At 58.2% G+C, this 23,883-nt stretch carries 21 protein-coding genes and 1 pseudogene; 7 read left to right on the top strand and 15 right to left on the bottom strand.

Translation table 11 applies throughout. From position 1 onward, the window contains the following. Positions 1-83: 83 nt before the first annotated feature. Both ACR0KM_RS05545 and ACR0KM_RS05540 read right to left on the bottom strand, forming a co-directional pair. Complete coding sequence (locus tag ACR0KM_RS05545; RefSeq protein WP_170715180.1) at positions 84-533, bottom strand: cupin domain-containing protein; 450 nt, start codon at positions 531-533, stop codon at positions 84-86. Positions 534-556: 23 nt separating this feature from the next. Continuing rightward, positions 557-2,056: a flavin-containing monooxygenase gene (locus tag ACR0KM_RS05540; RefSeq protein ID WP_480858150.1), complete on the bottom strand. Its 1,500-nt coding sequence runs from the start codon at positions 2,054-2,056 to the stop codon at positions 557-559. Between the two features lie 148 nt (positions 2,057-2,204). On the opposite strand from ACR0KM_RS05540, the gene ACR0KM_RS05535 reads away from it, so the two are divergent. Next, positions 2,205-3,197: an AraC family transcriptional regulator gene (locus ACR0KM_RS05535; protein WP_480858148.1), complete on the top strand. Its 993-nt coding sequence runs from the start codon at positions 2,205-2,207 to the stop codon at positions 3,195-3,197. Between the two features lie 21 nt (positions 3,198-3,218). Here the strand turns inward: ACR0KM_RS05535 and ACR0KM_RS05530 are convergent, their stop codons facing one another. The 8 genes from ACR0KM_RS05530 to ACR0KM_RS05495 all read right to left on the bottom strand — a co-directional run bounded on the left by ACR0KM_RS05530 (position 3,219) and on the right by ACR0KM_RS05495 (position 10,475). Beyond that, complete coding sequence (locus ACR0KM_RS05530) at positions 3,219-4,088, bottom strand: alpha/beta hydrolase (RefSeq protein WP_480858146.1); 870 nt, start codon at positions 4,086-4,088, stop codon at positions 3,219-3,221. Positions 4,089-4,093: 5 nt separating this feature from the next. Continuing rightward, complete coding sequence (locus tag ACR0KM_RS05525) at positions 4,094-4,795, bottom strand: ABC transporter ATP-binding protein (protein ID WP_480858144.1); 702 nt, start codon at positions 4,793-4,795, stop codon at positions 4,094-4,096. Then, complete coding sequence (locus ACR0KM_RS05520) at positions 4,795-5,550, bottom strand: ABC transporter ATP-binding protein (RefSeq protein WP_480858142.1); 756 nt, start codon at positions 5,548-5,550, stop codon at positions 4,795-4,797. Before ACR0KM_RS05520 ends, ACR0KM_RS05525 begins: the two co-directional genes overlap by 1 nt. Before the next feature lie 3 nt (positions 5,551-5,553). After that, the gene (locus ACR0KM_RS05515; protein WP_480858140.1) at positions 5,554-6,555 is read right to left on the bottom strand and encodes a branched-chain amino acid ABC transporter permease; all 1,002 of its coding nucleotides are present in this window, start codon (positions 6,553-6,555) and stop codon (positions 5,554-5,556) included. Then, positions 6,552-7,478, bottom strand: a complete 927-nt coding sequence (locus tag ACR0KM_RS05510) for a branched-chain amino acid ABC transporter permease (protein ID WP_480858138.1) — start codon at positions 7,476-7,478, stop codon at positions 6,552-6,554. The genes ACR0KM_RS05515 and ACR0KM_RS05510 overlap by 4 nt, the downstream gene beginning before the upstream one ends. Positions 7,479-7,558: 80 nt before the next feature. After that, positions 7,559-8,722, bottom strand: coding sequence for an ABC transporter substrate-binding protein (locus ACR0KM_RS05505; protein ID WP_480858137.1), 1,164 nt, complete (start codon positions 8,720-8,722; stop codon positions 7,559-7,561). A 93-nt stretch (positions 8,723-8,815) separates the two neighbouring features. Further along, positions 8,816-9,379 (bottom strand): 3-hydroxyanthranilate 3,4-dioxygenase, encoded by a 564-nt coding sequence (locus ACR0KM_RS05500; protein ID WP_480858135.1) that lies wholly within the window; start codon positions 9,377-9,379, stop codon positions 8,816-8,818. 142 nt (positions 9,380-9,521) lie between these two features. Then, the gene (locus ACR0KM_RS05495; RefSeq protein WP_480858133.1) at positions 9,522-10,475 is read right to left on the bottom strand and encodes a dihydrodipicolinate synthase family protein; all 954 of its coding nucleotides are present in this window, start codon (positions 10,473-10,475) and stop codon (positions 9,522-9,524) included. 144 nt (positions 10,476-10,619) lie between these two features. Between ACR0KM_RS05495 and ACR0KM_RS05490 the strand changes: the two genes are divergently transcribed. From ACR0KM_RS05490 to ACR0KM_RS05475, 4 genes and pseudogenes are all read left to right on the top strand, one after another. Further along, positions 10,620-11,390 (top strand): aspartate dehydrogenase, encoded by a 771-nt coding sequence (locus ACR0KM_RS05490; protein WP_480858131.1) that lies wholly within the window; start codon positions 10,620-10,622, stop codon positions 11,388-11,390. Between the two features lie 9 nt (positions 11,391-11,399). Next, positions 11,400-12,365: a LysR substrate-binding domain-containing protein gene (locus ACR0KM_RS05485; RefSeq protein ID WP_480858129.1), complete on the top strand. Its 966-nt coding sequence runs from the start codon at positions 11,400-11,402 to the stop codon at positions 12,363-12,365. A 94-nt stretch (positions 12,366-12,459) separates the two neighbouring features. Further along, complete coding sequence (locus ACR0KM_RS05480) at positions 12,460-13,896, top strand: NAD-dependent succinate-semialdehyde dehydrogenase (protein ID WP_480858127.1); 1,437 nt, start codon at positions 12,460-12,462, stop codon at positions 13,894-13,896. A 167-nt stretch (positions 13,897-14,063) separates the two neighbouring features. Next, positions 14,064-14,816, top strand: a pseudogene (locus ACR0KM_RS05475) (integrase core domain-containing protein); the annotation flags it as partial. 421 nt (positions 14,817-15,237) lie between these two features. On the opposite strand, the gene ACR0KM_RS05470 reads toward ACR0KM_RS05475, so the two are convergent. The 5 genes from ACR0KM_RS05470 to ACR0KM_RS05450 all read right to left on the bottom strand — a co-directional run bounded on the left by ACR0KM_RS05470 (position 15,238) and on the right by ACR0KM_RS05450 (position 20,922). Beyond that, positions 15,238-16,851 carry an N-acyl-D-amino-acid deacylase family protein gene (locus tag ACR0KM_RS05470; RefSeq protein ID WP_480858125.1) on the bottom strand — a complete coding sequence of 538 codons (1,614 nt, stop codon included), beginning with the start codon at positions 16,849-16,851 and terminating at the stop codon, positions 15,238-15,240. 9 nt (positions 16,852-16,860) lie between these two features. Then, a complete protein-coding gene (locus ACR0KM_RS05465; RefSeq protein ID WP_480820344.1) occupies positions 16,861-18,150 on the bottom strand; it encodes a TRAP transporter large permease in 1,290 nt (429 codons plus the stop codon). Further along, positions 18,147-18,686 carry a TRAP transporter small permease gene (locus tag ACR0KM_RS05460; RefSeq protein WP_480858124.1) on the bottom strand — a complete coding sequence of 180 codons (540 nt, stop codon included), beginning with the start codon at positions 18,684-18,686 and terminating at the stop codon, positions 18,147-18,149. Before ACR0KM_RS05460 ends, ACR0KM_RS05465 begins: the two co-directional genes overlap by 4 nt. A 57-nt stretch (positions 18,687-18,743) precedes the next feature. Next, positions 18,744-19,742 carry a TRAP transporter substrate-binding protein gene (locus ACR0KM_RS05455; protein ID WP_480858123.1) on the bottom strand — a complete coding sequence of 333 codons (999 nt, stop codon included), beginning with the start codon at positions 19,740-19,742 and terminating at the stop codon, positions 18,744-18,746. Positions 19,743-19,983: 241 nt separating this feature from the next. Beyond that, positions 19,984-20,922 (bottom strand): LysR substrate-binding domain-containing protein, encoded by a 939-nt coding sequence (locus ACR0KM_RS05450; RefSeq protein ID WP_480858121.1) that lies wholly within the window; start codon positions 20,920-20,922, stop codon positions 19,984-19,986. Between the two features lie 97 nt (positions 20,923-21,019). On the opposite strand from ACR0KM_RS05450, the gene ACR0KM_RS05445 reads away from it, so the two are divergent. Together ACR0KM_RS05445 and ACR0KM_RS05440 are read left to right on the top strand one after the other, a co-directional pair. After that, positions 21,020-22,648 (top strand): amidohydrolase, encoded by a 1,629-nt coding sequence (locus ACR0KM_RS05445; RefSeq protein WP_480858120.1) that lies wholly within the window; start codon positions 21,020-21,022, stop codon positions 22,646-22,648. Continuing rightward, positions 22,645-23,526: a CobW family GTP-binding protein gene (locus ACR0KM_RS05440; protein WP_480858118.1), complete on the top strand. Its 882-nt coding sequence runs from the start codon at positions 22,645-22,647 to the stop codon at positions 23,524-23,526. Before ACR0KM_RS05445 ends, ACR0KM_RS05440 begins: the two co-directional genes overlap by 4 nt. Positions 23,527-23,883 lie beyond the last annotated feature (357 nt).

Raw genomic sequence — 23,883 nt, 5'->3', positions numbered from 1 at the left:
TACTTCAAGTCTAAAATTTTAAGCTTGAAGTAAATGTGAGCCTTGGAAAGTCCCGGCGGCAGGGACGCCGCCGGATGCCGGTCTTATTCGTTTGCTTCGGGCGGCAGAAAATCGACCTCGTGCTCGGCCGAGATTTTCACCACCTGCTCGACATCGGTCAGTTCGTGCAATTCCTCGAACAGGTCCTTCAGCTTGCCCATGGGCGAGACCCAGAACAGCGCGCGGGCCGGTTTGTCGGATTTGTTGAAATAGCCATGCGGAATGCCCCTCGGCATCCGCACCAGATCACCGGCATAGGCCTTGGTCCAGACGCCATCCAGTTTCAGGTCCAGCTCGCCCTCTTGCACAAGGATGAACTCGTCCTGCGTTGGGTGGATGTGGACGGGCACAAAATCGCCGGGGTTCGAGTTGGTCTCAAAGGCAAATGTCGTCTCACAAACGGCCTTGGGGTAATAGACCTGCCCCAGAATGTTCCACGTCGTTTCCTTGTAGCCGACACCGTTCTTGGTGATGCCTTTTTCCAGATCTTTCATCGGGTCCTCCTTGGGTTATGTCGTCAGGTCGCTGAGTATTGCGGGGCCGAGGCGAGGAATTCACCATAAGCCGCCGCATCCGGATACCGAAACTGCTCGGCCAGCGGGTTGCTGCGTTTGGTTTTTGCAGCCCCCATATCGGCCAGCAATTCGTCGAAATGCTTGAAATGGAAGGGCGCCGAGCACAGGCCGCCATAGATCTGCGCCGCCGGGCGCTCATTTCGCCGCCAGTTCAGCATCATCTCGATGTTCTCGGTCATCTGCGCCTCCGAAGGCTGGTTGGCCAACTGCCCATCAGCATAGCGCACCAGCCAGTTGGCGATCATTTCAGCCGACAGGATGGTGCAGAAGCTGGAGTTGAAGCCGACAAAGCCCATATCCGGCAGATCGGGGTTCACGGACAGGCGATAGACGCGGTACTGGCCGTCGGCCTCGATCAGCTTGTCCTGATAGGCCTGCGGCAGATAGGGCACGCCCAGCTTCCAGCCAACGGCCAGAACGGCGACGTCGCAGGGCACGACCTCACCCGTGGTCAGCTTCAGCCCGTCCTCGGTATAGCTGTCGAACGATCCGATGGTGGTCTGCAACTGACCCGCATTCAGCGCCTCGAAGAAACCGGGCGTGACGATGGGAACGGAACAGGAAACATCCTTTTCGATCGGAATATCAGGCACCATATTGTGCTTTTTCAGACCCAGCTGCAGTTTCAACAGGGTCTCGAGTCCGCGGAAATTTGCCCAGACCAGCGGTTTGAACAGCGCAGCAATCGCGCGCTGCGCCGGGGATTTTCCCCATTGGTTGAACTGCTGTTCCTGCGCGCGCATGTAAAGCAGGTGCTTGAAGTTGATCCCGCCCACGAAATACGGGATGCGCCAGACGTTCTCGCGATAGACCAGCCGCACGGATTTCGCGCCGTTCTTGGTGGCGTTCACCGCAATATCGGTCGCAGATTTCGAGCCCCCCAGAACGACAACATCCTTGCCCTGCACAATGCTGGGATCGGTATATTCCGACGAATGCATCACCTGCCCGCCGCGTTCTTGAAACGCCTCCTGACCGGGATGAGAGATGATGTTCTTTTTCGAAAACTGACCGGTACAGACCGCGACAAAGTCAAAATCCTCGCTCTGTTCCACGCCGTCGGCCTCAACCGTCAGCGTCCAGCCGGGTTGCCCGTCGCTGCGCCGCTCCATCGCCTTGATGTTGGTGTTCAGGCGAAACAACCGCGCCAGATCGTGCTTTTGCGCGTAGGACAGCAGGTACTCATGCACCTGCGGACCCTTGGGCCATTCGGGATAATCTTGCGGCATCGGGTGGTCGGTATAGCAATACAGATCCTTGGGCGACTGCGTCTGCACGTCCGGGTAAGAGCGCGACAATTCCCATACGCCGCCAAAGTCATGGCTGCGTTCAAACCCGGTGACGTCATGGCCCCGTTCGGCAAAGGCCTTGGCCGCGGCCAAACCGCTGACACCGCCTCCGATCACCGCAACCGATTTGCGTTTTGCTGCGCCTGCCGACATTCACATCCTCCCTGCATGTGCTGCGTTTGGACGAGTGTGCACAAGGTTCGTGTATTCGTTTGTCCAAAAAACGAACCATTCTGCGCCTAAAAGCTTTAGGCTTGAAATAAATCGGTCGCCTGCTAGCGTGACGGCAGGAGACTTCACTGTGACGCCTAGACCTCATCCCTGCACCTCAGTCTTTCTGAACCGATTTCCGCTGCTTCAAACCGGTGATCTGGACGAGGCACGCAGCTGTGTGGCGCAGAAATTCTGCGATCATCGGCTGGAACAGATGGGCCGCCACGCGGGGCTTGCGGTCACACATAACCATGTGGCCGGACGGGATGTGTCGCTGAACTATCTGCATTATGGTGCCGATGTCAGTATCGACCCGGGTCAGTTGCGATCCTTCTACCTGTTGCAGATCCCGCTGTCGGGCCAGTCCTGTGTGACCCATCGGGGCGAGGAGGTTCTCGCAGACTCATCGATGGCAACACTACTGAACCCCGACCGTGCGACGCGGATGATGTGGACGGGTGACTGCCGCAAGCTGATCCTTCAGATCAGCAAGATGCATCTGCATGCCATCGCCGAAAGCGTGAGCGGCGCGCCTTTGCCCGGGCCGGTGCGCTTTGACACGCGGGTCGACCTGACATCGCGCAACGGTGCGCGTCTAAAGCAGATGGTTCTGGCCTGCGCCAATGCGACAGATCAGGGATCGCTCCGATTTGGTGAAAGGCAAAGCAGTGATCTTAAGGTCGAGATGGACTTGGCCCATGCTTTACTGACGCTGCAACGTAGCAATGTCTCGCACATTCTGGAGAATGCAGATACCGGGGCGACACCGCATGCTTTGCGACTTGCCGTCGAGTACATTCACGCCAATCTAGGCGAGCCAATTACTCTGGCAGATATCGCAGCGCAGGCTGGCGTGAATATCAGAACGCTGCAAAAGGGCTTTCGCCGCCGCTACAACGTGACTCCGATGCGATATCTCAGGAACGCGCGTCTGGACGCGGCATATTATCAGTTGGCTGTCCGGCGGGATGGGCCAAGTATCACTCAGGTCGCATTCGGCAGCGGCTTTTCGCATCTGGGGCGTTTTTCCCGAGACTACAAAGAGCGCTTTGGCGTCCTACCCAGCCAGACTGTCCAGTAGCTCTCTGGTACGCGCAGGGCATCATTCTATGCGATGGGGCGTGGTCATCAATGCGATGGTGTCGTTGAACAGCGTCCGGTCGCGATCTGCGAGGTCGACGATAACGTCAAAATGGTTGCGGTCAGCTATCTCGGTTGCCGAGACGGCTAAGCCCTGCCTACGCAACTCCCGCGCGAAGGCGAGGCTCTGACGTTTGAACTCATCGGTTTCGTATTCGCCCCAATAGATGGAAACCGGTGGCGTTGGCGGTAGTGTTTGGTGGATGGGACTGTTACGTACCGCATCTGCGGGGCTCAGGTTCAGCCACTCGTTTGGACGACACAGACGCACCGGTTCGAGATCGAACAGGCCGCTGACCAGAATGGCACCTTTGACGAGATCTGCGGGCAGTCCGAACTGATCCGTCCAATCTGTCGCGAGCGCCATAGCGGCCAGATGCGCGCCGGCTGAGGATCCGCAAACATAAAGCTGATCGTGGTCAACCCCATGCGCCCCGGCTTGGCGGTAGATTGCGGCGACAGCCCGGCGGACCTGATCGACGATCAGGTCCAGTGTCGCGGCAGGAGCCAGAGTGTATTCCACCACTGCTACTGCAATGTTGTTCTCCACCATGGCTCGTGCCATGAAGGCGCTGTCTCGTCGGCCCAGAAACCGCCAGTATCCGCCATGGATAAAGACAAGTACCGGCGCGCCTTTTTCTGCCGGAAACAGGTCAAAGCGCTCGTCCGGATGGGGACCGTAGACGAGATCGCGGACCACTTTGCATTGGGCATAGCTCTGATCACTCAGGGTCTGGTAATTGCGCATCTCGGCCTCGAAGTCATCGACCGTTGCGCGCGCATTATATTCCCGCTCCAGCGTGTCGTGATCCATGCCGCGATAGACCTGCATCCGGCTCAGACTCCCAGATAGGTTTCTGCAAAATCCGGCGTGGCGCGCATGGCTGCAATATCGCCATGCCATGCGATCTGCCCCTTCAGCACAACATAGGCGTAATCTGCAACCGGGGCCATTTCATCAAGGTTCTTGTCGATCACCAGGGTGGTCTGACCTTCGGCTTTCAACTCAGCCAGAATTTCCCAGATTTCATGGCGGATCAGCGGCGCGAGGCCCTCGGTCGCCTCATCTAGGATCAGAAGGCGCGGATTGGTCATCAATGCGCGCCCGATGGCCAGCATCTGCTGCTCACCACCCGACAGGGAATCTCCCATCTGCCCGGCCCGTTCGCGCAGGCGGGGAAACAGGTCGAAAACCCGCTCCAGCGTCCAGGGCTGCGTTGCATCGCGGCGGGTGCGGGCGGTGGCGATCAGGTTCTCGCGCACGGTCAGGGTTGGAAAGATCTGGCGACCCTCGGGCACCAGCGCAACACCGGCCTGACCGATCTGATGCGGCTTCAGCCGTGTAATGTCCTGACCGTCCAGCCGAACCGCGCCCGACATGGCCGGGGTCAGCCCGGTGATCGCCCGCACGGTCGTCGTCTTGCCCATCCCGTTGCGACCCATCATGGCGACCAGCTGCCCTTGGCGCAGTTCCAGATCAATGCCAAACAGCACTTTGGACGAGCCATAGGCGGCGTGGATATTCTCAGCCTGCAGCATCACACAGCCCCATCGTGAAACTCATGCCCGCCCAGATAGGCCTGTTGCACATCAGGGTCCTGCCGGATCGCCTGAGGTGTGTCGCTGGCGATGACCTTGCCATAGACCAGAACCGAGACCTCGTCGGCGAGGCCGAACACCACATCCATGTCATGTTCGACCAGCAGCATGGTGATGTCGCCCCGCAACCCGTCCAGCAAGGCGGTGATCTGGCGGCTTTCTTCCGCCCCCATGCCTGCCATCGGCTCATCCAGAAGCAGTAGCTTGGGGCGAGCGGCCAGAGCCATTGCGATCTCGACCTGCCGTTTCTGCCCATGGGCCAGATTGCGGGTGACGGTTTCGGCCTCGGCGCCAAGGGACACGCGTTCAAGGATGCCCATCGCCTCGGCGCGTTCCGCCTTGTCGGCGGCGGCGGGGCGGAACAGGCGGAACACCTGATGGTTCATGGATTGCAGCACAAGGCAGACATTTTCGATCACCGTGAGGTCGGGGAACACCGAGGTCACCTGAAAACTGCGCACCAGCCCGGCATGGGGACGCAGATGCGCAGGCATGGCCAGCAGGTCCTGCCCATCAAAGCTGATCGAACCCGAAGTCGGCGTCAAATAGCCCGAAATCTGAGCGATCAACGTCGTCTTGCCCGCCCCGTTGGGGCCGATCAGCGCGTGGATCGTGCCCTTTTCGACATCCAGCGACACGTCGTTGGTCGCCGCCAGCGCTCCGAAATTCTTGCACAGGTTACGGATCTGCAGCATTGCCTACTCCTTCGCCCGGAACAGCAGGCCGTAGATGCCGGATTTGGCAAACAGCACGATCAGGATCAGGATCGGCCCCAGCACAAACCGCCAGTGTTCGCTGAGCAAATCCAGCCCGATGGAATGCAGGATCAAGGGCAGGAACTCTTCCAACAGCAGAAAGACGATGGTGCCCAGCACCGGGCCCAGCAGGGTACCGATGCCGCCCAGAATGACCACGATCATCAGATCGCCCGACCGGGTCCAATGGGTGAGGGCGGGGCTGACGAACTCGGTGTGATTGGCTGAGAGCGCCCCGGCCAGACCGGCCCCGGCCCCGGCGATGACAAAGATCAGAAGTTTGGCGGTGTAGGGCTGGATTCCGATCGAGGACAAGCGCGCCTCATTCTGGCGGATCGCCTGCAGGGTGCGGCCGAATTTCGACGCCACCAGCCTGCGACAGAACCAGAAGAATGCGATCAGGCAGGTCAGACAGAAATAGTAGAAGGATATGCGATCATTCAGGTCCAGCCCGGGCAGGGTATTCCGCCCGTCAAACATCATCATTCCGTCATCCCCGCCATATTTCTCAAGCGACACGAACAGAAAGAACAGCATTTGCCCGAAACTGAGCGTGATCATGATGAAATAGACGCCCTTGGTCCGTAAGGACAGGGCACCGATAGCCAGCGCAACAAGGGCGGACAAACCCACCGCCAGCGGCAGAACGATCAGACCGGAGAGTGTGCCCGGCAGGCCAAAGAACGTGTCGCCTTCGTATGCGTGAAAGGACAGGATGCCGACCGTGTAGGCTCCGACCCCCAGAAACGCCGCATGGCCAAAGGACACCAGCCCGGTATAGCCTATCAGCAGGTCAAGGCTGATGGCGGCAATGGCAAAGATCACCAGACGGGTGGCGGTCGAGATCAGATAGGATGAGCCCGCCGCCTGCAACAGAAACGGCAGCACCAGCAGGGCCAATACGCCAAGGGCGAAGACTTTGGGCAGGTGACGTTCGCTGATCATGAGGCCCGTCCGGCAACCGGGAACAGCCCCGTGGGTTTCAGTACAAGCACGATCACCATCAGCAGGTAGATCGACATCGACGACAGCCCCGCCGCAATCCCGCTGGCAGAGGCCGGGTCCAGAAACGCACCCAGGATCGAAGGCAGAAACGACCGCCCCATCGTGTCAACGATACCCACGGTCAACGCTCCGAACAGCGCGCCACGGATCGAACCGATGCCACCGATCACGATACAGACAAAACACAGGATCAGCAGGTTTTCACCCATCCCGACCTCGACCGAGGTCAGCGGACCGGCCATCGCTCCGGCCAGACCGGCAAACATGGCACCGACGACGAAGATCGCGGTGTTCAGCCCGTCGATATTCACGCCCAGCTGCTGCACGATCTCACGGTTGGTGGTGCCCGCCCGGATCTGCATCCCGACGCGGGTTCGGGTGATGATGAACCACAGGATGACAGCCACGATCAGGCCAGAGGCGATGATCGCCAACCGGTAGAGCGGGTAGGAGAATACGCCGAACAATTCGACACTGCCGGACAGCGCGGCAGGCACGTCGACAAATTGCGGCGTCCGGCCCATCAGCATTGTGGTGCCTTCGTTGATGAACAGGATCAGTCCGAAAGTCGCCAGCACCTGATCCAGATGATCGCGGGTGTAGAGCGGTCGGATGATCAGGACTTCTATGAGAAACGCGGCGAGCGCGGTGATCGGCAGGCACAGGATCAGCCCGATCCAGAACGACCCCGTCGCACCCGAGATTAACGCAACCGAATAGGCTCCGATCATGAAAAGTGAGCCATGGGCCAAATTGATGATGTTCATGAAGCCAAACACCAGCGTCAAACCGGCTGAGACCAGAAACAGGAACATGCCCAGCTGGATGCCGTTCAGGAGCTGCTCGAAAACAAGCTGAGACACGTCTTGGGGTACCTGCTGGGATAGGGTGTGGTCAGGGCCGGCGTATCGCGGACAGGCCGGCCCCTGTTTTCAGGCTGCGATCACAGCTTGCAATCACCGACATAGGCGTCTGCATGTTCCTCGGCGATGATGCCGGTGGTCTTGTTGCGGAACTGGCCGTCTTCCTCGACCACTACACGGCTATACCAGTTCTGAACCGGGTGGTTGTTCGAGTTGAAGCGGAACGGGCCGCGCACCGAGTCGAAATCGGCCGCACGCAGGGCCTCGCGGAAGCCATCCATATCTTCGGTCACCTTGCCGCCCGTTGCCTTCAGCGCGCTAGCGATCAGACGCGCGGTGTCATAGCCCTGGCTGGCATAGACGGTGGGCAGGCGGTCATATTTCTCGGTAAACCCGGCGACAAATGCTTTGTTTGCCTCGTTGTCCAGGTCATGATTCCAGTGCGACGAGTTGGCAACGCCCACCATCGCTTCGCCCACTGCACGCAGAATATTGATGTCTGACGAGGGTGCGGCCAGTACCAGCGGAATTTCATCCCGCAGACCCGCCTGATCATATTGCTTCATAAAGTTGATGCCCATGCCCCCCGGCAGGAACTGGAATACCATTTCGGGGTCTGCGGCCCGGATCTTGGCGATTTCGGCGGCATAATCCGTTTGACCCAGTTGGGTATAGGTTTCGCCTACGATCTCGCCATCGAAATAGCGCTTGAACCCGGCCAGTGCGTCCTTGCCTGCCTGATAGTTGGGCGCAAGGATGTAGGCGTTCTTGTAACCCTGATTGTTGGCGTTGATTCCGGCGCTTTCGTGCAGCGAGTCATTCTGCCAGGAGGCCACGAAATAGTTCTCGTGACACTTGCTGCCCGCAAATTGTGAGGGGCCCGAGTTTGGCGAGATGTAAAAGCGGTCTGCCCGCAGGGTCAGCGGCGCGACAACCGGTGCGATGTTGGAGAAGATGATGCCGGTCATGATCTCAACCTCATCACGCTCCAGAAAGCGCTCGGCGATGGCGCGGCCGTTCTCGGGTTTCAGTCCGTCATCTTCGACCAAAACCTCAACCGGGACGCCGCCCAGGGTGCCGCCTTCTTCCTCAATCGCCAGCATGAAGCCGTCGCGCACATCCGCGCCCAAATAGCCCGCCGGACCGGACAGGGTGGTGATCATGCCGATCTTGAGGTCCTCGGCGACCGCCGCGGTCGCAGACAGCATCAAACCGGCCAATAGCCCAAGTTTTGTGGTCCTCATTTCAGTCTCCCTATTGTTGTGTGCTGCGGTTTGGCGCTTTTTTGTATGAACTTTATGCGCTCTGTGATTTATTTCAAGTCTAAACTTTCAAGCTTAAAGCTTTACCCAGCCTTCGGGCGGTTTGCCTTTGCCGGGGTGCATAGTGCCGCACTTGGGGCAGGTGCGTGCCTCGGGGCTGTTGTGGAACGCGTCATAGATCTTGGGCAGGGCGGTGACGATCCCCTCGGGGCCATCAAGCGCCACCTCTTCGCGGTGAACCAGAGCTTCGCAGTCGAAACAGAACCATTCGAATCCCTCTTTCATGCCGGGCTGGCGCGGGGCTTCGACGACGATGCCGACCGATCCCTCCTGAGGGCGCTGAGGAGCATGGCGGACATGCGGGGGCAGCATGAAAACCTCGCCCTCGCGCACGGGGACGTCATAGATTTTTCCCCCGTCGGCAATTTTCAGCATCATGTCGCCCTTTTGCTGAAAGAACCATTCCTCGACCGGATCATCATGGAAATCGACGCGCGTATTTGGACCGCCCACGACCATGACGATCATGTCGCCTTCTTTGTGCAGCAGCTGGTTCCCCACCGGCGGGCGCAGTTTATCGGCATTGTCTTCGACCCATTTTCTGAAATTGAAGGGTTTCAGCGTCGGATGCAGTGCCATGGTCTCCTCCGGTTGGGTTCGTGTCGCAACGGGACCTTTAGTCCTGATATGAAAGCCTAGAGGAGGGGCGCGCAAGGAAACATTTGTTTCAGGGAAACTGGATATCACCTTTCCTGATAGCTGATACTGGACGGTCCACAGATCAAAGTTGCAGTCCACAAGCTTCAAATGCCGTTGATACCGACGCTTTCTCGGCCTCTGTCAACTCCAACATGGGGTGCCGTACCCGGCCACCAACCTGACCCAAAAGCTCTTGCCAATACTTGCCATGCGCCGTTGGTTTCCCTCCGGGCTTGGTGGTTCGGATCGCATTGCGGACCGGTTCCAGACTGTCGCGCACCCGCCGGGCGGCTTCAAACTGACCGGCAAAGGCCAGCTCTGTGTATTCGTGCATGCGACGATCGTTCTTTGTCTGCAGCTGATACGGCGGCGACGAGCACAGATAAAGCTGCCAACCCAAGGTCTCGATGTTGTCCAGCCAGTCGTCCTCGGCAGAGGTCGATACCAGTATTCTGTCTCCGGCAATCTGTGTCAGCCGCGTATACATCTCACGCGGCACAGAATACTTGATCGCCATGATATTGGGCAGCTCAGCGATCCGGGCGCAGGTTTCGGGCTCCATCAGGTAGCCGCTGTCGGGGTGGCTCCACATGGCGATACCGATGTCCAGCCTGTCACATAGGTATTTATAGTACTGATACAGAACCTCATCCCGATCGTGGCAAAAGCTCAGCATCGGCGCGTGCACCACTACGTAATCCGCACCGCAGTCCTGAGCGTGACGGCCCAGTTCCAGCACCGTTTCGACCGACTGATCCGAAATGGACATAATAGTCCCGGCCTTGCCCGCGCATTCCTCTACCGCGACGGTCATGTTGCGCTTGCGTTCTTCCAGGGACATCGACCAGAACTCGCCCTGCTTGCCCGCGATGAACAGCCCCTGAATGCCCAGATCGTCAATCCAATGGCGGATGTTACGACGCAGACCAATTTCGTCGAAAGCCAGGTTTTCATCGAACGGGTTGAGGGCAGCAGCCCAGATACCGCGCATGGTCTCGCGCGCATAAGCTTTGGCTTCGTGTTTGGCGTATTGCATCGCGCGGGTTCCCCTGTCTTCGCTTTGGCATAAAGGCGCAGCGTCGCGGTGGATTGCCAATCCATATCTCCAATATAGCTATCCGATTTTTTTATATCCAAACGCTTTGGATTTCAGATATCTGGTTTTCAAACGGGAGGGGCCATGAAGATCGGAGTTATTGGAGAAGGCGCGATAGGACGTTATGTCGGCGCGCAATTGGGTTGTCCGCATGTCCTGCTTGTCCGCGCTGGCAAACAGAGCGCGGGTGGTGACGATGGCGTGCAACGGGTGTCCAGTGTAGCGGCGTTACCGAGCGATACGGAACTGATGGTGGAATGCGCCGGGCATTCGGCACTGATCGAACATGGTCCGGCGATACTCGAACGCGGTATTGATCTGATTACAGTTTCGCTGGGGGCACTGGCCGATGCAGGCAGTCATGAAATGCTGCTGCAGGCCGCGCAGAAGGGTGGTGCGCGCCTCTTGCTGGCCAGTGGCGCCATCGGAGCACTGGACTGTCTGGCAGCGGCGCGAGTGGGCGGGCTGAGCGAGGTGATCTATACAGCCAGAAAACCCCCCGCCGGGTGGAAAGGGTCGATTGCCGAAGAGCGGATTGATCTCGACGCTCTGTCCGTGCCTGCAACGCATTTTGAAGGGGATGCCCGGCAGGCGGCGCTCAGCTACCCCAAGAATGCCAATGTCGCGGCGGCAGTGGCACTGGCCGGAGCGGGGTTCGAGGCGACGCGCGTGCGGCTGGTGGCTGATCCGTCGATCACCGCCAATATTCATGAAATCCATGCCAGCGGCGCGTTCGGATCGTTTTCCTTCCGGATTGAAGGTCGCGCCCTGCCGGATAATCCGCGCAGCTCTGCGCTGGCCGCGATGAGCGTCGTGGCAGCGATTGCACGCGAAAAGTCCGACATCGTCATCTGAGGTCAAGCCATGGTCACCCGACACAACCGCATTGTCGATCGCGCCCTGACCCGCCTGAAACTGCGGCAGCTTCGCCTGCTTGTTGCGGTGGGCCAACGCGGCAGCATTCAGAACGCGGCGCGCGATCTGGGCATATCCCAACCTGCCGCGACCAAGATGATTCAGGATCTGGAGCTTGATTTCGAGGTCAAGCTATTCGAACGCACCAATCGCGGTGTCGTGCCCACCGTCTTTGGGGAAACCCTGATACGGCACGGCAAACTGATCTTCGCCCAGGTTTCGAATGCCGCACAGGAGCTGGATGATCTGAACGAAGGCAACAGTGGACGCGTGGTGGTTGGCACCCTGCTTGCCGCATCGCCCGCCTTGATTCCGCTTGCGGTCGAACAAATCCTTCGCGATCGCCCAAAGGTCGCGATCAAAATCTCTGAAGGAACAAACGAGGTGCTGATGCCCGGTCTGTTGACCGGTGAGATCGACATTGTGGTAGGACGGCTGCCCAGCCGCCGCCATCGCGTCAAGATCGTGCAGGAGAAGTTCTTTGATGAACGGGTCATCGCGGTCGTCGGACCCACGCACCCGCTGGCTGCTGCGCAGGCCGTATCCTTCGAGCAGCTACAGCCCTTTAGCTGGATACTGCCCCCGGCTGAGACCACGTTGCGGCGGCAGACTGACCAGTACTTCATGAAGCAAAGTCAGTTCACACCCGAAGTTGCCATCGAGTCGGTGTCTTATCTGGCCAACCGGTCCCTGCTGCGCCGCCACGCGTTCATCGGTTTGATGCCCGCGCATGTTGCGGCCCCGGACATCGAGCGCGGCGTGCTAAGCCAGGTCGATTGGGAGGTGCCATTCGGCGCTGGGCCGGTCGGCGCCTCGCATCGGGGAGAGCGATCATTGTCGCCAGCGGGCGCGGCCTTTCTGCACGCCCTGCGCAACGCAGCGCTCAGGCTAAAGGGAATACAGGGATTGGGCTGATATCAGTCAAACGGATACCAGTATTTGCTCAATTCAATTGATGCAGGGTGCGCAGGCATGGGATTTTGCCACAACAGGCGAAAACGAGGGCCAAATGAGCATCTATCCGGACCTGCATCTCTATATTGGCGGAGCATGGCGAAAAACGCCGGATTCGCTGCCGGTCCTCAACCCGGCCACCGAAGAGGAAATCGGCCGTCTGCCTCATGCACGGCAAAACGATCTCGACGATGCTCTGGAAGCTGCGGAAGCGGGATTTCGGGTCTGGCGCAATACCGCTCCGCGGGACCGCGCCGATGTTCTGTTGAAAGCAGCCGCTCTGATGCGCGAAAGACAGGAAGAGATCGCACAATCGATCACAGCCGAGCATGGTAAACCCCTGACACAGGCCCGGCTCGAGGTTATTCGCGGCTGTGAGTTCTTCGAATGGGATGCCGGTGAGGCGGTGCGTACATATGGTCGGGTGATCCCATCGGCGCCGGGAGTGCGCTATGTTGTGCATCACCAGCCCATCGGCGTGACGCTGGGTCTGTCCCCCTGGAACTTCCCCATGAGCCAGCCCGCCCGCAAGATTGCCGGGGCCCTGGCGTCCGGATGTTCCATCATTCTGAAAGCAGCCGAGGAAACGCCCGCAGGGGCGCAGCATATCGTACGCGCGTTTCACGACGCGGGTTTGCCCAGCGGGGTTCTGAACCTTGTTTTTGGCACGCCAGCCGACATCTCGGCCCACTTGATCAGCCAGCCGTCGGTGCGTCTTGTTGCCTTTACCGGTTCAACAGTTGTCGGTCGCCATTTGTCGGGTTTGGCGGCACAGCATGACACACGCGTTCTGATGGAACTGGGCGGGCATGCCCCGGTCATTGTTTGCGAAGATACCGATGTCGAACAGGCCGCACTCAGCGGTGCGGTGCGTAAATATCGCAATGCCGGGCAGGTCTGCACGTCGCCAACCCGCTTTTTCGTACACGAGAGCATTTTCGACAGGTTTTTGACCACCTTTGTAGATCGCGCGGCGGCGACGGTCGTGGGCAATGGCATCGAGCCCGGCGTAGAAATGGGGCCTCTGGCCAACGAACGCCGTGTGCCCGCCCTGCTTGAACTGATCGAGGATGCGCAGGCACAGGGTGCCCAATTGTGCACAGGAGGAAGCGCTGTCGGCGACCGGGGATACTTCTTGCAGCCGACCGTTCTGGCCAATGTCCCGGACAGCGCCCGCGTGATGCAGGAAGAACCTTTTGGTCCGCTGGCTGTGATCAACCCCGTCGCGTCCCTGGACGAGGCGATCCGAGAGGCAAATGCGGTTCCTTACGGTCTGGCGGCCTATGGTTTCACCAACCGTGCCGATTACATTGATCAAATGACAGAAGAGATTGAGGCCGGGAACATCTCGTTCAACACGCTGGAGGCATCGCTGCCAGAGACACCTTTCGGCGGGGTCAAATCCAGCGGCTCGGGTCGCGAAGGCGGCACCGAAGGGCTGGCGAACTATCAGATTGTCAAGAACATCTCGCACAGCATGAAGATTGTGTAGTACCCGCCTAACTGGGCTCTCGGTTGCAACTGCTCTGCACCGATTACGCGGGAAAACTCAAAAACGGCGATACCACCTAGGCATTCCGGGAACAGACAGAAAACTCTATGCATTGGGTGCTGACGGTTGGACCGGAAGGCAAGAAACTCTCCGAATCTGCAGGAAACCTGAAACTCATTCAGAAAGAGAAAGAACAGATAAGAAAGGCCGTGTCGGATCTGACTTTGGGCAAGCTAATTCTCGCTGTGGCAGCGAAGGCAAACTTTTAAGCTCTGCTCGCTGCCGCGCCTGCTTTGATCGTGTTCGTACTGAGCTGCCTGTCTCGGAACGCCGCCCACGCAGTGTAGGGTGGAATGTGAACGACAAAAGGGCCGAAAGGCTGTTTCGACGAAAAGGGCTGAGAGTGTCACCGAAACAACCAAAGAAAGGGCGGCTCCGGCTCAATGCCGGATCGCGCGTTCGGTTCTGGCATGAACGCCTTGATCCTGTTTTGGTCTTAGGACTTCGTACATTGCCGGGCTGACGACGGAAAGGCGCTGCGGACGCTAAACATCATTGATCAACACGGCCAAGAACGTCTGGCTGTCCGCGTAGATCGTAATCTGAACTCGGGCAATGGCATCAATGCGCTGGACGACCGGTTTACATTGCGCGGTGTGCCTGCGTTCATTCGGTCTGACGATGGCTGGGTGTTCGATGCTTAAGCTTTACAGGACTGAATTAAAGCCGTCGTCGAAAAGATGGCTTACATCGAAACAGGGTCTCCTTAGGAAAAAGGGTTCTGCGAAAGCTACTATGCCCGATTTGGGGGTGAGTTCTTGAATGGTGAAGTCTTCTAGAGCCTGCGCGAGGCGCGAATCTTCATCGAAAAATTGAGGAAACACTGCGACACGAAACAAACGCACAGCGCATTTGGCTAACGTCCATCAGCCCCTGAAACCATCGTCCCGATGGACCAAAGGCCGTATAGTCAAATTGGACCAATCAGGTGCGGTTGATCAAGGACACATTTCAGAAATCTGCCACCCGTTTCAAAACAAAAATCTTCCGGTTCGTCCATAAATCTCGCTGCTTTCATCACATCCGCTCCTTTCCTGGCTCGGGATTCATGGCGAAAAATCTAACCGCAAATGACCCGGAGATGGGATTTCAGAGCATTTTCACCTCATAGCGCTGTCGGCGCGCCTTTGGATTTATACTGGATGGTGTATCTCCAGCGTTTCGTCATTTTTGTCTCCCTTCAGAAACTCTGGATATACCGTGGGCAACTGTCCAGTTTTCTGAGATCACTTCTGTTCAACGACAAAACAGCCAAAACAAACGGTAAATATCGCACTCTATCTAACGCAAATCAGCGAATTCGCGCAGCACCCGACCTGAATTGTTGGAAGTGCGCCGGCCGTCCTTCATTGCAAACTGTCCGTTGACCAAAACATGACTGATGCCCGAGGCGTATCGACGAGGGTACTTGGTCGAGACATTACTGGAAATACTGGTCGGGTCGAAAACACAGATATCCGCATGGTGTCCCGCTTTAAGTCGTCCCCGTGCATTCAGCCCAAGACGATCCGCTGGGATCGAGGTGAGTTTGGCGATACCTTGCTCCAGCGTCAGTACTGCCTTGTCGCGCACATAATACTGAAGGAACCGCGCCGCCCAACCATAGCCCGATAGCGAGCCGATATGGTCTTTCAGGATGCCCTCGTTGGCGATTGCCACGGTGTCCGAGATCACCGCGCATTCCGGCTGATCCAGACACAGTTCCACATCCGAGTTGCGGAAGGATTTGGAGGACCACATACAGGCCATCAGGTTCTCTCCTTCCTCCAGCAGAATATCCAGCACCGCGTCATAGGGATGGCAATTGCGCATCCGCCCGATCTCGGCAAAGTCGGCTCCGACGATGTCCTTGTTGACGGTGGCGTTCAGCAGGATGATGTCTGACCATTTCTCGGCCTTGACGATCAGCCACATGGGCTGCGGGTTGGCCTTGATCTTATCGCGGCATTCAGGATCGGCCAGCCGTTTCAGCACATCATCGACTGACCCGGCCTGCGCCCATTTCGGCAGGATCGCCGCCATCAGCGTGTGGTTCCAATCATGCGGGATGACGTCAAAGGCGATGTCTACGTCGTGGCGACGCGCCAGCTCGATCATCTCAAGCGTATGATCCATCGCATAATCCGGCGCGCCGAATTTGGGCTGGATATGACTGATCTGCAGCTTTGCGCCCGATTGGCGTGCGGTGGCGATGGCCTCGGCAAAGCCCAGATCGTAATGCGTGTCGCGGTTGCGCACATGGGTGGCATAGAGGCGTTTGTACTTGGCCGCAACCTCGCACATCGGCACCAGATGTTCGGGCGCCGCGAGGCTGCCGGGGAAGTATTCCAGACCCGAGGAAAAACCGCCTGCGCCTTCGTCCATGCACTGATCGACCAACCGGGCCATTTCGGCAACCTCTTCGGCTTCACCCGGATGCAGCTGGTCGCCCAGCACTGCGCGATGCACCGTGCCGTGGCCGACAAAGGCCATCACGTTCACGCCCAGGTCCGTAGCGTCCAGCACGTCCAGATAGTCGCCGAAGCCTAGCCATGTGTCATGCTTTGCCTGATCAGTGTACCATGGTGCGACGCGGCTGATGTCGCCGGGCGAGTTGACCGGCGCGCAGCTGATACCGCATTGGCCGATCACCTCGGTGGTCACACCCTGATGTACCTGACTTTCCGCGCGCCCATCCGCGATCAGGGTGAAATCGGAATGGGTGTGCATGTCGATGAACCCTGGAGCCACCACCAGACCCGACACGTCGATCTCTTGCGCGGCCTTCTGCGTGGCCAACTCACCGGCGGGCAGGACGGCGCTGATGGTCTCGCCTGTGATCGCTACGTCGCCCACATAGCCGTCCTGTCCCGTGCCATCGACGATGGTGCCGCCTTTCAGAACAAGATCGAACATGGGCGCCTCCTATTTCGCTTCTCCGTACAGCCAGTCGGGCAGGAAGGTGGTGAGGTCGGGGAAGAATATCAGGATCACCATGCCGATGATATAGGCGAGGATGAAGGGCAGGACAGCGACGGATATGCGTTCGATGGATATCCCGGATATCCGCGCAGCAACCGTCAGGTTCGCGCCAAGGGGCGGCGTCAGGAACCCGATCTCGCAGGTGATGACGGTGAAGATGCCGAACATCACCGGATCAACACCCAGAGAGCTGACCAGCGGCAGGAACACAGCGGTGAACAGGACGATCTGGGCCAGTGACTCCATGAACGTGCCGATGAAGATGTAGAATACGCCGATCAGCAGCAGAACGAGGAATTTGTTCTCGGTGATCGAGGTGATACCGTCCTGCACCGCCGTGGGCACGTCATAGAACGCGGTCAATTGTCCGAAGGCCAGCGTGGGCGTCAGCAGGATCAGGATGCCGGTCAGTAGGGAGGTAAAACGCAGCGCCTCGATCAGCTTTTTGATCGTCAGTTCGCGGTAGATGAAAAAGCCCACGAACAGTGAATAGAACACGGCCACACCTGCGGCCTCGGTCGGGGTGAAGGCCCCGCCATAGATGCCGCCAAGGATCAAAACCGGCGCGCCAATAGACCATTTTCCATCCCACGCCGCGCGCAGAAATGGACCCCAGGAGAACCGCTCGCCGTCGCCACCATATCCGCGCCGACGGGCGACGATGTAAGTGGTGATCATTAGCAGGATCGTGACCATCAGCCCCGGGATAAGCCCGGCCAGAAACAGACGCGGGATCGAGGTTTCTGAGACCAGCCCGTAGATAATCAGCAGGTTCGAAGGTGGGATCAGACTGCCCAATGCGCCCGCACTGGCGGTGATGGCGGCGGCGAAGGGCACGTCATAGCCTTCGCGCTTCATGGCCGGAACCGTGACCGAGCCAATCGCCGCCGTGGTGGCAGGGCCCGAGCCCGAAAGCGCGGCAAACAGCATACAAGCAAACACCGTCACCAACCCCATCGAGCCGCGATAGGCCCCCACAAGGTTGGTCGCGATTGAGATCATGCGGGTGGCCATGCCGCCCACCTCCATCAATCGCCCGGCCAGCACGAACAGCGGAATGGTCAGCAAAGGGAAGGGCGTCAGGCTGCCATAGCCGGTCTGCGCCATCAGCGTGTAGGGGATATCAATCAGATACAGCGCCAGTGCTGTGGTCAGACCGACCGACACAAACAGTGGCACGCCAATGACCGTCAGCAGGACAAAGGCGATGGCCAGAACCATCAGAGCACTCATATCTGATGCTCCTGATCCTTGGTAGTCGCTTCCCATTCCTCGGCCAGCATACCCGGCAGGCCGTTTCGCCCGTCACGCCACCAGTTGATATAGGTTTGCGCCAGACGGATCAGCATCAGCCCATAGCCAATCACCAGGATGGTTTGCGGGTAGAACTGGTTGATGCCGAGGCTGGGGCTGGTTTCGGGAAATCGCCAGAAGACGGCCAGATAATCCCAGCTGATCCGCAACATGAAGAGGCAGAAAAAGGCCCAGCAGATATCGGCGATGAAAATGACGATCTTGCCAAAGCCGGTGGGCAGGGCCTGTACCGCCACCATGATGCGGATGTGAAACCGTTCGCGCACACAGAGCGATGCGCCCATATAGACCGCCCAGACCATGCACATGGCCGCGGTTTCCTCGGTCCAGTGCAGGGCGACCTGAAACACATAGCGCGCCACCACCTGCGCAAAGACCGCAACGGCGATCACCGCCAGACAAGTGCAGCAGATCAGCTCCTCGAAATGCCGTTCGAGCCACTTGAGTGCAGCCATTTTGTCCCTCGTCCGCTTACCGGGCCGAAAAAGGGCGCCTTGTGGCGCCCGGTTTGTTTATTGGGCGGCGGCCTGAATGGCGTTCACCAACGCGATGAAATCCTCACCCCGTTTTTCCGCAAACTCCTGCTGCACGCCCTGAGCGGCGGCAATAAAGTCGGTGCGGTCCGGGTCGGTACGGGCCATTCCGCCTTCTTCGACCAGCCATGCGCGAACCTCTTCGGTTTCACTCGCGACCTGCGCTGCGAATTCGGCCCCGGCCTCTTCTGCGGCGGCAAGGATTTGGGCGCGCTGCTCATCGTTCAGCTTGTTCATGAAGTTGTCGGACGCGAACAGAGGCGCGAAGGCTACGAAATGTTCGAGAATGACCAGATGCGGCTCAAACTCAAAGAACTTCATGTCGCGGATGAAGGAGGTGCCATTGTCACCGCCATCCACCGTACCGGTTTGCAGCGCGGTGGGGGTCTCGGACCACGCAAGGGGCACTGGGTTTGCGCCAAAGGCTTCAAACGTGGCGATCATCACCTCATTCTTGGGCACGCGGATTTTCAGCCCTTCCATATCGGCCATCGTGTTCACTGGACGCACCGAGTTATAGAAGTCACGATACAGCGCCGGACCAAAAGCCAACAGGTGTACACTGGTATCGGCCTGCAGCTGGTCTTTCATCTGTTGACCGACTTCCCCATTCAGCACGCGATCCAGATGATCTGAGTTCTGGAAGATGTAAGGCAGCACGGTAACGTCCATCAGCGGCCAGTGGGGCGAGACATTGTTGGCCGTGATGAAAAAGCCGTCCACGGTGCCAAGCTGCATCGCCTTGAACGCCTCATCCTCGCTGGAAATCTGGTTACAGCAACGCAGTTTGACTTCGATCGAACCGTCTGTGTGTTCGGCTACTTTCTCTTGGAAAATCTTACCAAATCGGCCGTACAGGGACTCTTCAGGCGCACCAAAGCCGACGTTCATCGTTATATCTGCGGCCAAAGCGGATGTGGCGGATAGCGCAAACGCCAGTACCGGCAGCGTCACGTTTCTAAATTTGCTCAGTTTCATAAAGTCCTCCTGGTTGGTCGCGCGTGTTGTCTTGCTGTTTGTTGCCTCGTTCCTTCTTTTGTCTTCACGCAAGGCTAATCCGAGACCGTTGGATTCTGCAAATTCGGATCTGCGAAAGCCCTGCCCAGACAGAGCTTGGCAAACCTTCCGCCGGGGTGAGTGTTATGGGAAACGCTACTCAATCCCTATTCACGCAGAAAACACCTGTTTTGTCAGGGTATTCCTACATTTTTTGGTGCAATCAGGTGTCGCTCGCTGCACCGACCGACAAAAGATGGTCAAACCCACCCTGGTCCGCGATCGCGCCGCACGTTTCCAATACCGCCCGAACCAGCGCTGACCGTTTGCCAGCCCCGGTATAGGCCACTCCGTAAAAGGGCGCGTCCTGAGGCCCCGAGATCGGGCGCGCCACGTATCCGTTTTGACCCATTCGATCCAGGGGTCCGCAGATGTTCAAGATTGCGTAACCCAGATCGGCCCCGACCATGCCACGCAGGACAGATGAGCTTTTGGTGGTATGTGCAACGCGCGATCTCAGCCCTTCGGCGATAAAAAGGGCCTCGAAATAATCGGGCGCACCGGGCAGATCCAACAAGATCATCGGCAGATCCGCCAAATCGGACAAGGCGACCTGTGCCTTTTGCGCAAGGGGCGACACATCGGGTATCAATGCAATTGGTGCGGCCCTGAACATCGGCAGAAAAGGTTGTGCCTTGGGTGCGGCGCGACGGTAGGTCAATGCCAGATCAACCACGCCGCTGTTGAGCATCTCAGCAATGCTGAGCATATCGCCTTCTTTGATCTCGACCCGGATTTTAGGAAAGTCTTGCGAGATACGTTTGAGGATCGGTGGCAGTACATAAGGCGCCGTCGGCGCATAGCATCCCAGTCGCAGAGTTCCTGCAGGATCACCAGTCAGCGTCAGCACGTCAGATTCGAAGATGCGCGCTTGCTCCAGAAATACCCGGATACGCGCACCGATCTCCAGGCCTTTATCGGTTGGCACGATACCCTTGGCGGGCATACGTCGCAGCAATTCTGCCTGGGTGGTACTTTCGATTATATCGATGGCCGCAGTGATCGACGACTGGGAGATATTCATCTCAACCGATGCACGGGCGATCGACCCGGTGCGCAGGGCCGCGTCATAGTATTGAAGTTGCTTGAGAGTGAAGCGCACAAGTAAACCTGTATTTTTTGTATGATACACTGATACTAATTCTATTTTTCCAAGCGACCAAGCTTGGATAGCTGTTTGGAAACGGCAGGAGAGGGATATGGGCCAAACGTTTCTTTTCCATGCAAAAGCGGTCGTGACGATGGACCGGAACCTTCCATACGCAGACTATGTCGCGGTTCGGGACGGGCGCGTTCTGGCCGTTGGTGGGGCAGATTGCGCTGATCCTTGGGGCGGCGCGGACAGTTACATCGATCTTTCTGATAGCGTGTTGATGCCCGGATTTGTTGAAGGCCACGCGCATATGATGGCAGGTGCCATGTGGGACTATGTTTATTGCGGTTACCACGACAGGATTGACCCACAGGGGCAACTGCACACGGGCATGACCGACATTGAGCAGGTGATCGAGCGCCTGAGGGCATTTGAAGCAACTCTTGCGCCGGATCAGCCCTTGGTGGGATGGGGCTTTGATCCGATCTTTCTGACGACCGAACGCCTGGGTCGCCATCATCTGGATCAGGTCAGCACAGACCGGCCCATCGCGATCCTTTTCTCGAATTTTCATCTGCTCTGTGCCAATAGTGCGGCTTTGGCGTTGGCCGGGTACGACGCGGATACAAATGTTGAGGGCGTGATCAAGGGGGCCGATGGTCAGCCAACGGGTGAACTGCAGGAGATGGCCGCCATGTTTCCGATCATGCGGCGCACAGGCATCGATTTCCGCGCGCTGACGCAAACGGAAGCTGTCATTCGATCCTATGGAGAGGTCTGCAATCGCGCGGGTGTAACCACCGTTACCGATCTGTTTGCCACACTCACCGAAGATGACATCGACCGCCTGATTGCGGCGACCAATAGTGAAAAATTTCCTGCGCGTCTTGTCCCTGCGCTGGGCGCAATGGGGGGCACCGCAGCCGAGATCGCGGATCAGGCGACGGCGATGCGCAAACGCTCGACAGACAAGTTGCGGCTGGGTGCGGTCAAGCTGATGACCGATGGCTCGATACAGGGCTGGACAGCGCGCGTGCGTGCGCCCGGCTACATCGGCGGTCAGCCAAACGGATTGTGGAACACCGCTCCTGAACAGATATTCCAGCTCTGTGAAGAGATGCAAAAGCGTGGCCTGCAAATGCATATCCATGTGAACGGGGATGAGGCCGCAGAGGTGACGCTTGACGCCTTGGAAGCCGCTGCGCGCAAGCACCCATGGCCCGGTGCGCGCCATGTGCTGCAACACTGTCAGATGATGGATGCAGCATTGTTCCACCGCGCTGCCGAACTGGGTGTCGCGTGCAATATCTTCGCCAACCACATCTGGTATTTCGGCGATCAGCATGCCGCTTTGACCATTGGTCCGGATCGGGCCCGCGCGATGGATGCCGTACGGGATTGTCTGGACGCAGGTGTAGTCACCGCAATTCATTCCGACGCGCCGGTCACGCCGCTGGGCCCTCTGTTCACGGCATGGTGCGCCGTCAACCGTCAGACCATGAGCGGACAAACACTCGGCTCTGCCCAATGCATCACCGTCGAAGAGGCACTTTACGCGATTACTCTTGGCGCGGCTCAGACGTTAAAAATGGATGGCGAAATCGGTTCGATCCAACCGGGCAAGCGCGCGGATTTTGTCATGCTGGGGGATGACCCTCTGGCCGTTGACCCGCGCGGGCTGAAAGACATACCGGTTCTGGGTACCGTGCTGGATGGCAAGGTCTATCGTCTATGAACCGTTTGCCTCTGACAGTGATCGGCGGATATCTCGGCGCGGGCAAAACGACCCTGATCAATCGCATACTGGGATCGGATCACGGGCTAAGGCTTTTCGTGCTGGTGAATGATTTCGGCGCAATCAACATCGATGCCAGTTTGCTGATTTCCGCCAGAGAGGACACGCTGGAACTGTCCAACGGCTGTGTGTGCTGCACAATGGGTGCAGACCTGTTCCTTGCTATCGGCGACGCTTTGGATCGTTGCCCGCGACCTGATCACCTCATCGTCGAGGCAAGCGGTATCGCCGATCCGGCGCGTATCGCAAACGTTGCCCATGCCGAGCCGGACCTGCAGTATTCAGGAATTGTGACGGTTGTGGATGGCCTCCAGTTTGAGACGCTGGCGCGCGATCCATTGATTACCGCGCAATTCAAACACCAGATCGCCTGCGCCCAGGTGCTTGCCATCAGCAAATCAGATCCAGGTGAGAGCTTGCTTGGCGATCTGTCAGCACTGAACCCCGGCGCAATCACGATGGCAAGCGATCAACTCGGGATCGAGCAGCTTCTGATGACGGGGCAAGACACTTCGTATCTAACGCAGACTGCGCATCCAGCCTATCAAAAATGGTCATATGCCGGACCACTGTGCTTTGATCAGGCAGAGTTATCCGGGGTGTTGAGAAAGCGGCCCGAAGCGCTGTATCGTCTGAAGGGCCATGTGCGCGGAAGAGATGGTGTCGGGTTCCTGGTCCAGGTTGTCGGCCCCTCACTCGAAGTTTGTGAAGTTGCTCAGCCTGCGCAAACTGAGCTCATCGGGATCGGCCTGAGTGCCCGTTTGACCCCTGAGAGCTGCGACGCATGGTGGGCTGATGTCTGCGAGCGGGTGGCATAGACAACCGCCGAGTATGTGCAAAGGTGTCTTGAAAGGCACTTGGTGTGGAGCTGAGGTTTGATCAATCGGCGGTCCCGCTATGGCATTTTGCCAACCAGAAATCGGGCGCTGACACCACTTAGTCCGCTGCTTCGCGATCAATACTGCTGCGAGCCCGATCGCGGCAGTAAGTTTGGCGTCTTTAACACCCCTAATCGAATCAACGAGTTCGCCTTAGTACAGTTCTTGAAAAAAAGGCGTGATAGCGATTGGTTCGCCTACGCCAAGTTGCACCTGCAGACTTTATTAAATAAACAGCGGCATACTGACTCCTGTCGCGTTTGATGCCGATAAGCTCAACTTAAAAGGGCGATTGGC

This window comes from Ruegeria sp. G10 (assembly GCF_056533645.1).
The sequence above is the reverse complement of the archived record's forward strand: the minus strand, read 5'-3'. Positions and strand labels throughout refer to the sequence as shown.

Coding starts and splice junctions, on each gene's coding strand:
- ACR0KM_RS05545 (WP_170715180.1), bottom strand. CDS start 533: ATGAAAGATCTGGAAAAAGGCATCACCAAGAACGGTGTCGGCTACAAG.
- ACR0KM_RS05540 (WP_480858150.1), bottom strand. CDS start 2,056: ATGTCGGCAGGCGCAGCAAAACGCAAATCGGTTGCGGTGATCGGAGGC.
- ACR0KM_RS05530 (WP_480858146.1), bottom strand. CDS start 4,088: ATGCAGGTCTATCGCGGCATGGATCACGACACGCTGGAGCGGGAATAT.
- ACR0KM_RS05525 (WP_480858144.1), bottom strand. CDS start 4,795: ATGCTGCAGGCTGAGAATATCCACGCCGCCTATGGCTCGTCCAAAGTG.
- ACR0KM_RS05520 (WP_480858142.1), bottom strand. CDS start 5,550: ATGCTGCAGATCCGTAACCTGTGCAAGAATTTCGGAGCGCTGGCGGCG.
- ACR0KM_RS05515 (WP_480858140.1), bottom strand. CDS start 6,555: ATGATCAGCGAACGTCACCTGCCCAAAGTCTTCGCCCTTGGCGTATTG.
- ACR0KM_RS05505 (WP_480858137.1), bottom strand. CDS start 8,722: ATGAGGACCACAAAACTTGGGCTATTGGCCGGTTTGATGCTGTCTGCG.
- ACR0KM_RS05500 (WP_480858135.1), bottom strand. CDS start 9,379: ATGGCACTGCATCCGACGCTGAAACCCTTCAATTTCAGAAAATGGGTC.
- ACR0KM_RS05495 (WP_480858133.1), bottom strand. CDS start 10,475: ATGCAATACGCCAAACACGAAGCCAAAGCTTATGCGCGCGAGACCATG.
- ACR0KM_RS05490 (WP_480858131.1), top strand. CDS start 10,620: ATGAAGATCGGAGTTATTGGAGAAGGCGCGATAGGACGTTATGTCGGC.
- ACR0KM_RS05485 (WP_480858129.1), top strand. CDS start 11,400: ATGGTCACCCGACACAACCGCATTGTCGATCGCGCCCTGACCCGCCTG.
- ACR0KM_RS05480 (WP_480858127.1), top strand. CDS start 12,460: ATGAGCATCTATCCGGACCTGCATCTCTATATTGGCGGAGCATGGCGA.
- ACR0KM_RS05470 (WP_480858125.1), bottom strand. CDS start 16,851: ATGTTCGATCTTGTTCTGAAAGGCGGCACCATCGTCGATGGCACGGGA.
- ACR0KM_RS05465 (WP_480820344.1), bottom strand. CDS start 18,150: ATGAGTGCTCTGATGGTTCTGGCCATCGCCTTTGTCCTGCTGACGGTC.
- ACR0KM_RS05460 (WP_480858124.1), bottom strand. CDS start 18,686: ATGGCTGCACTCAAGTGGCTCGAACGGCATTTCGAGGAGCTGATCTGC.
- ACR0KM_RS05455 (WP_480858123.1), bottom strand. CDS start 19,742: ATGAAACTGAGCAAATTTAGAAACGTGACGCTGCCGGTACTGGCGTTT.
- ACR0KM_RS05445 (WP_480858120.1), top strand. CDS start 21,020: ATGGGCCAAACGTTTCTTTTCCATGCAAAAGCGGTCGTGACGATGGAC.
- ACR0KM_RS05440 (WP_480858118.1), top strand. CDS start 22,645: ATGAACCGTTTGCCTCTGACAGTGATCGGCGGATATCTCGGCGCGGGC.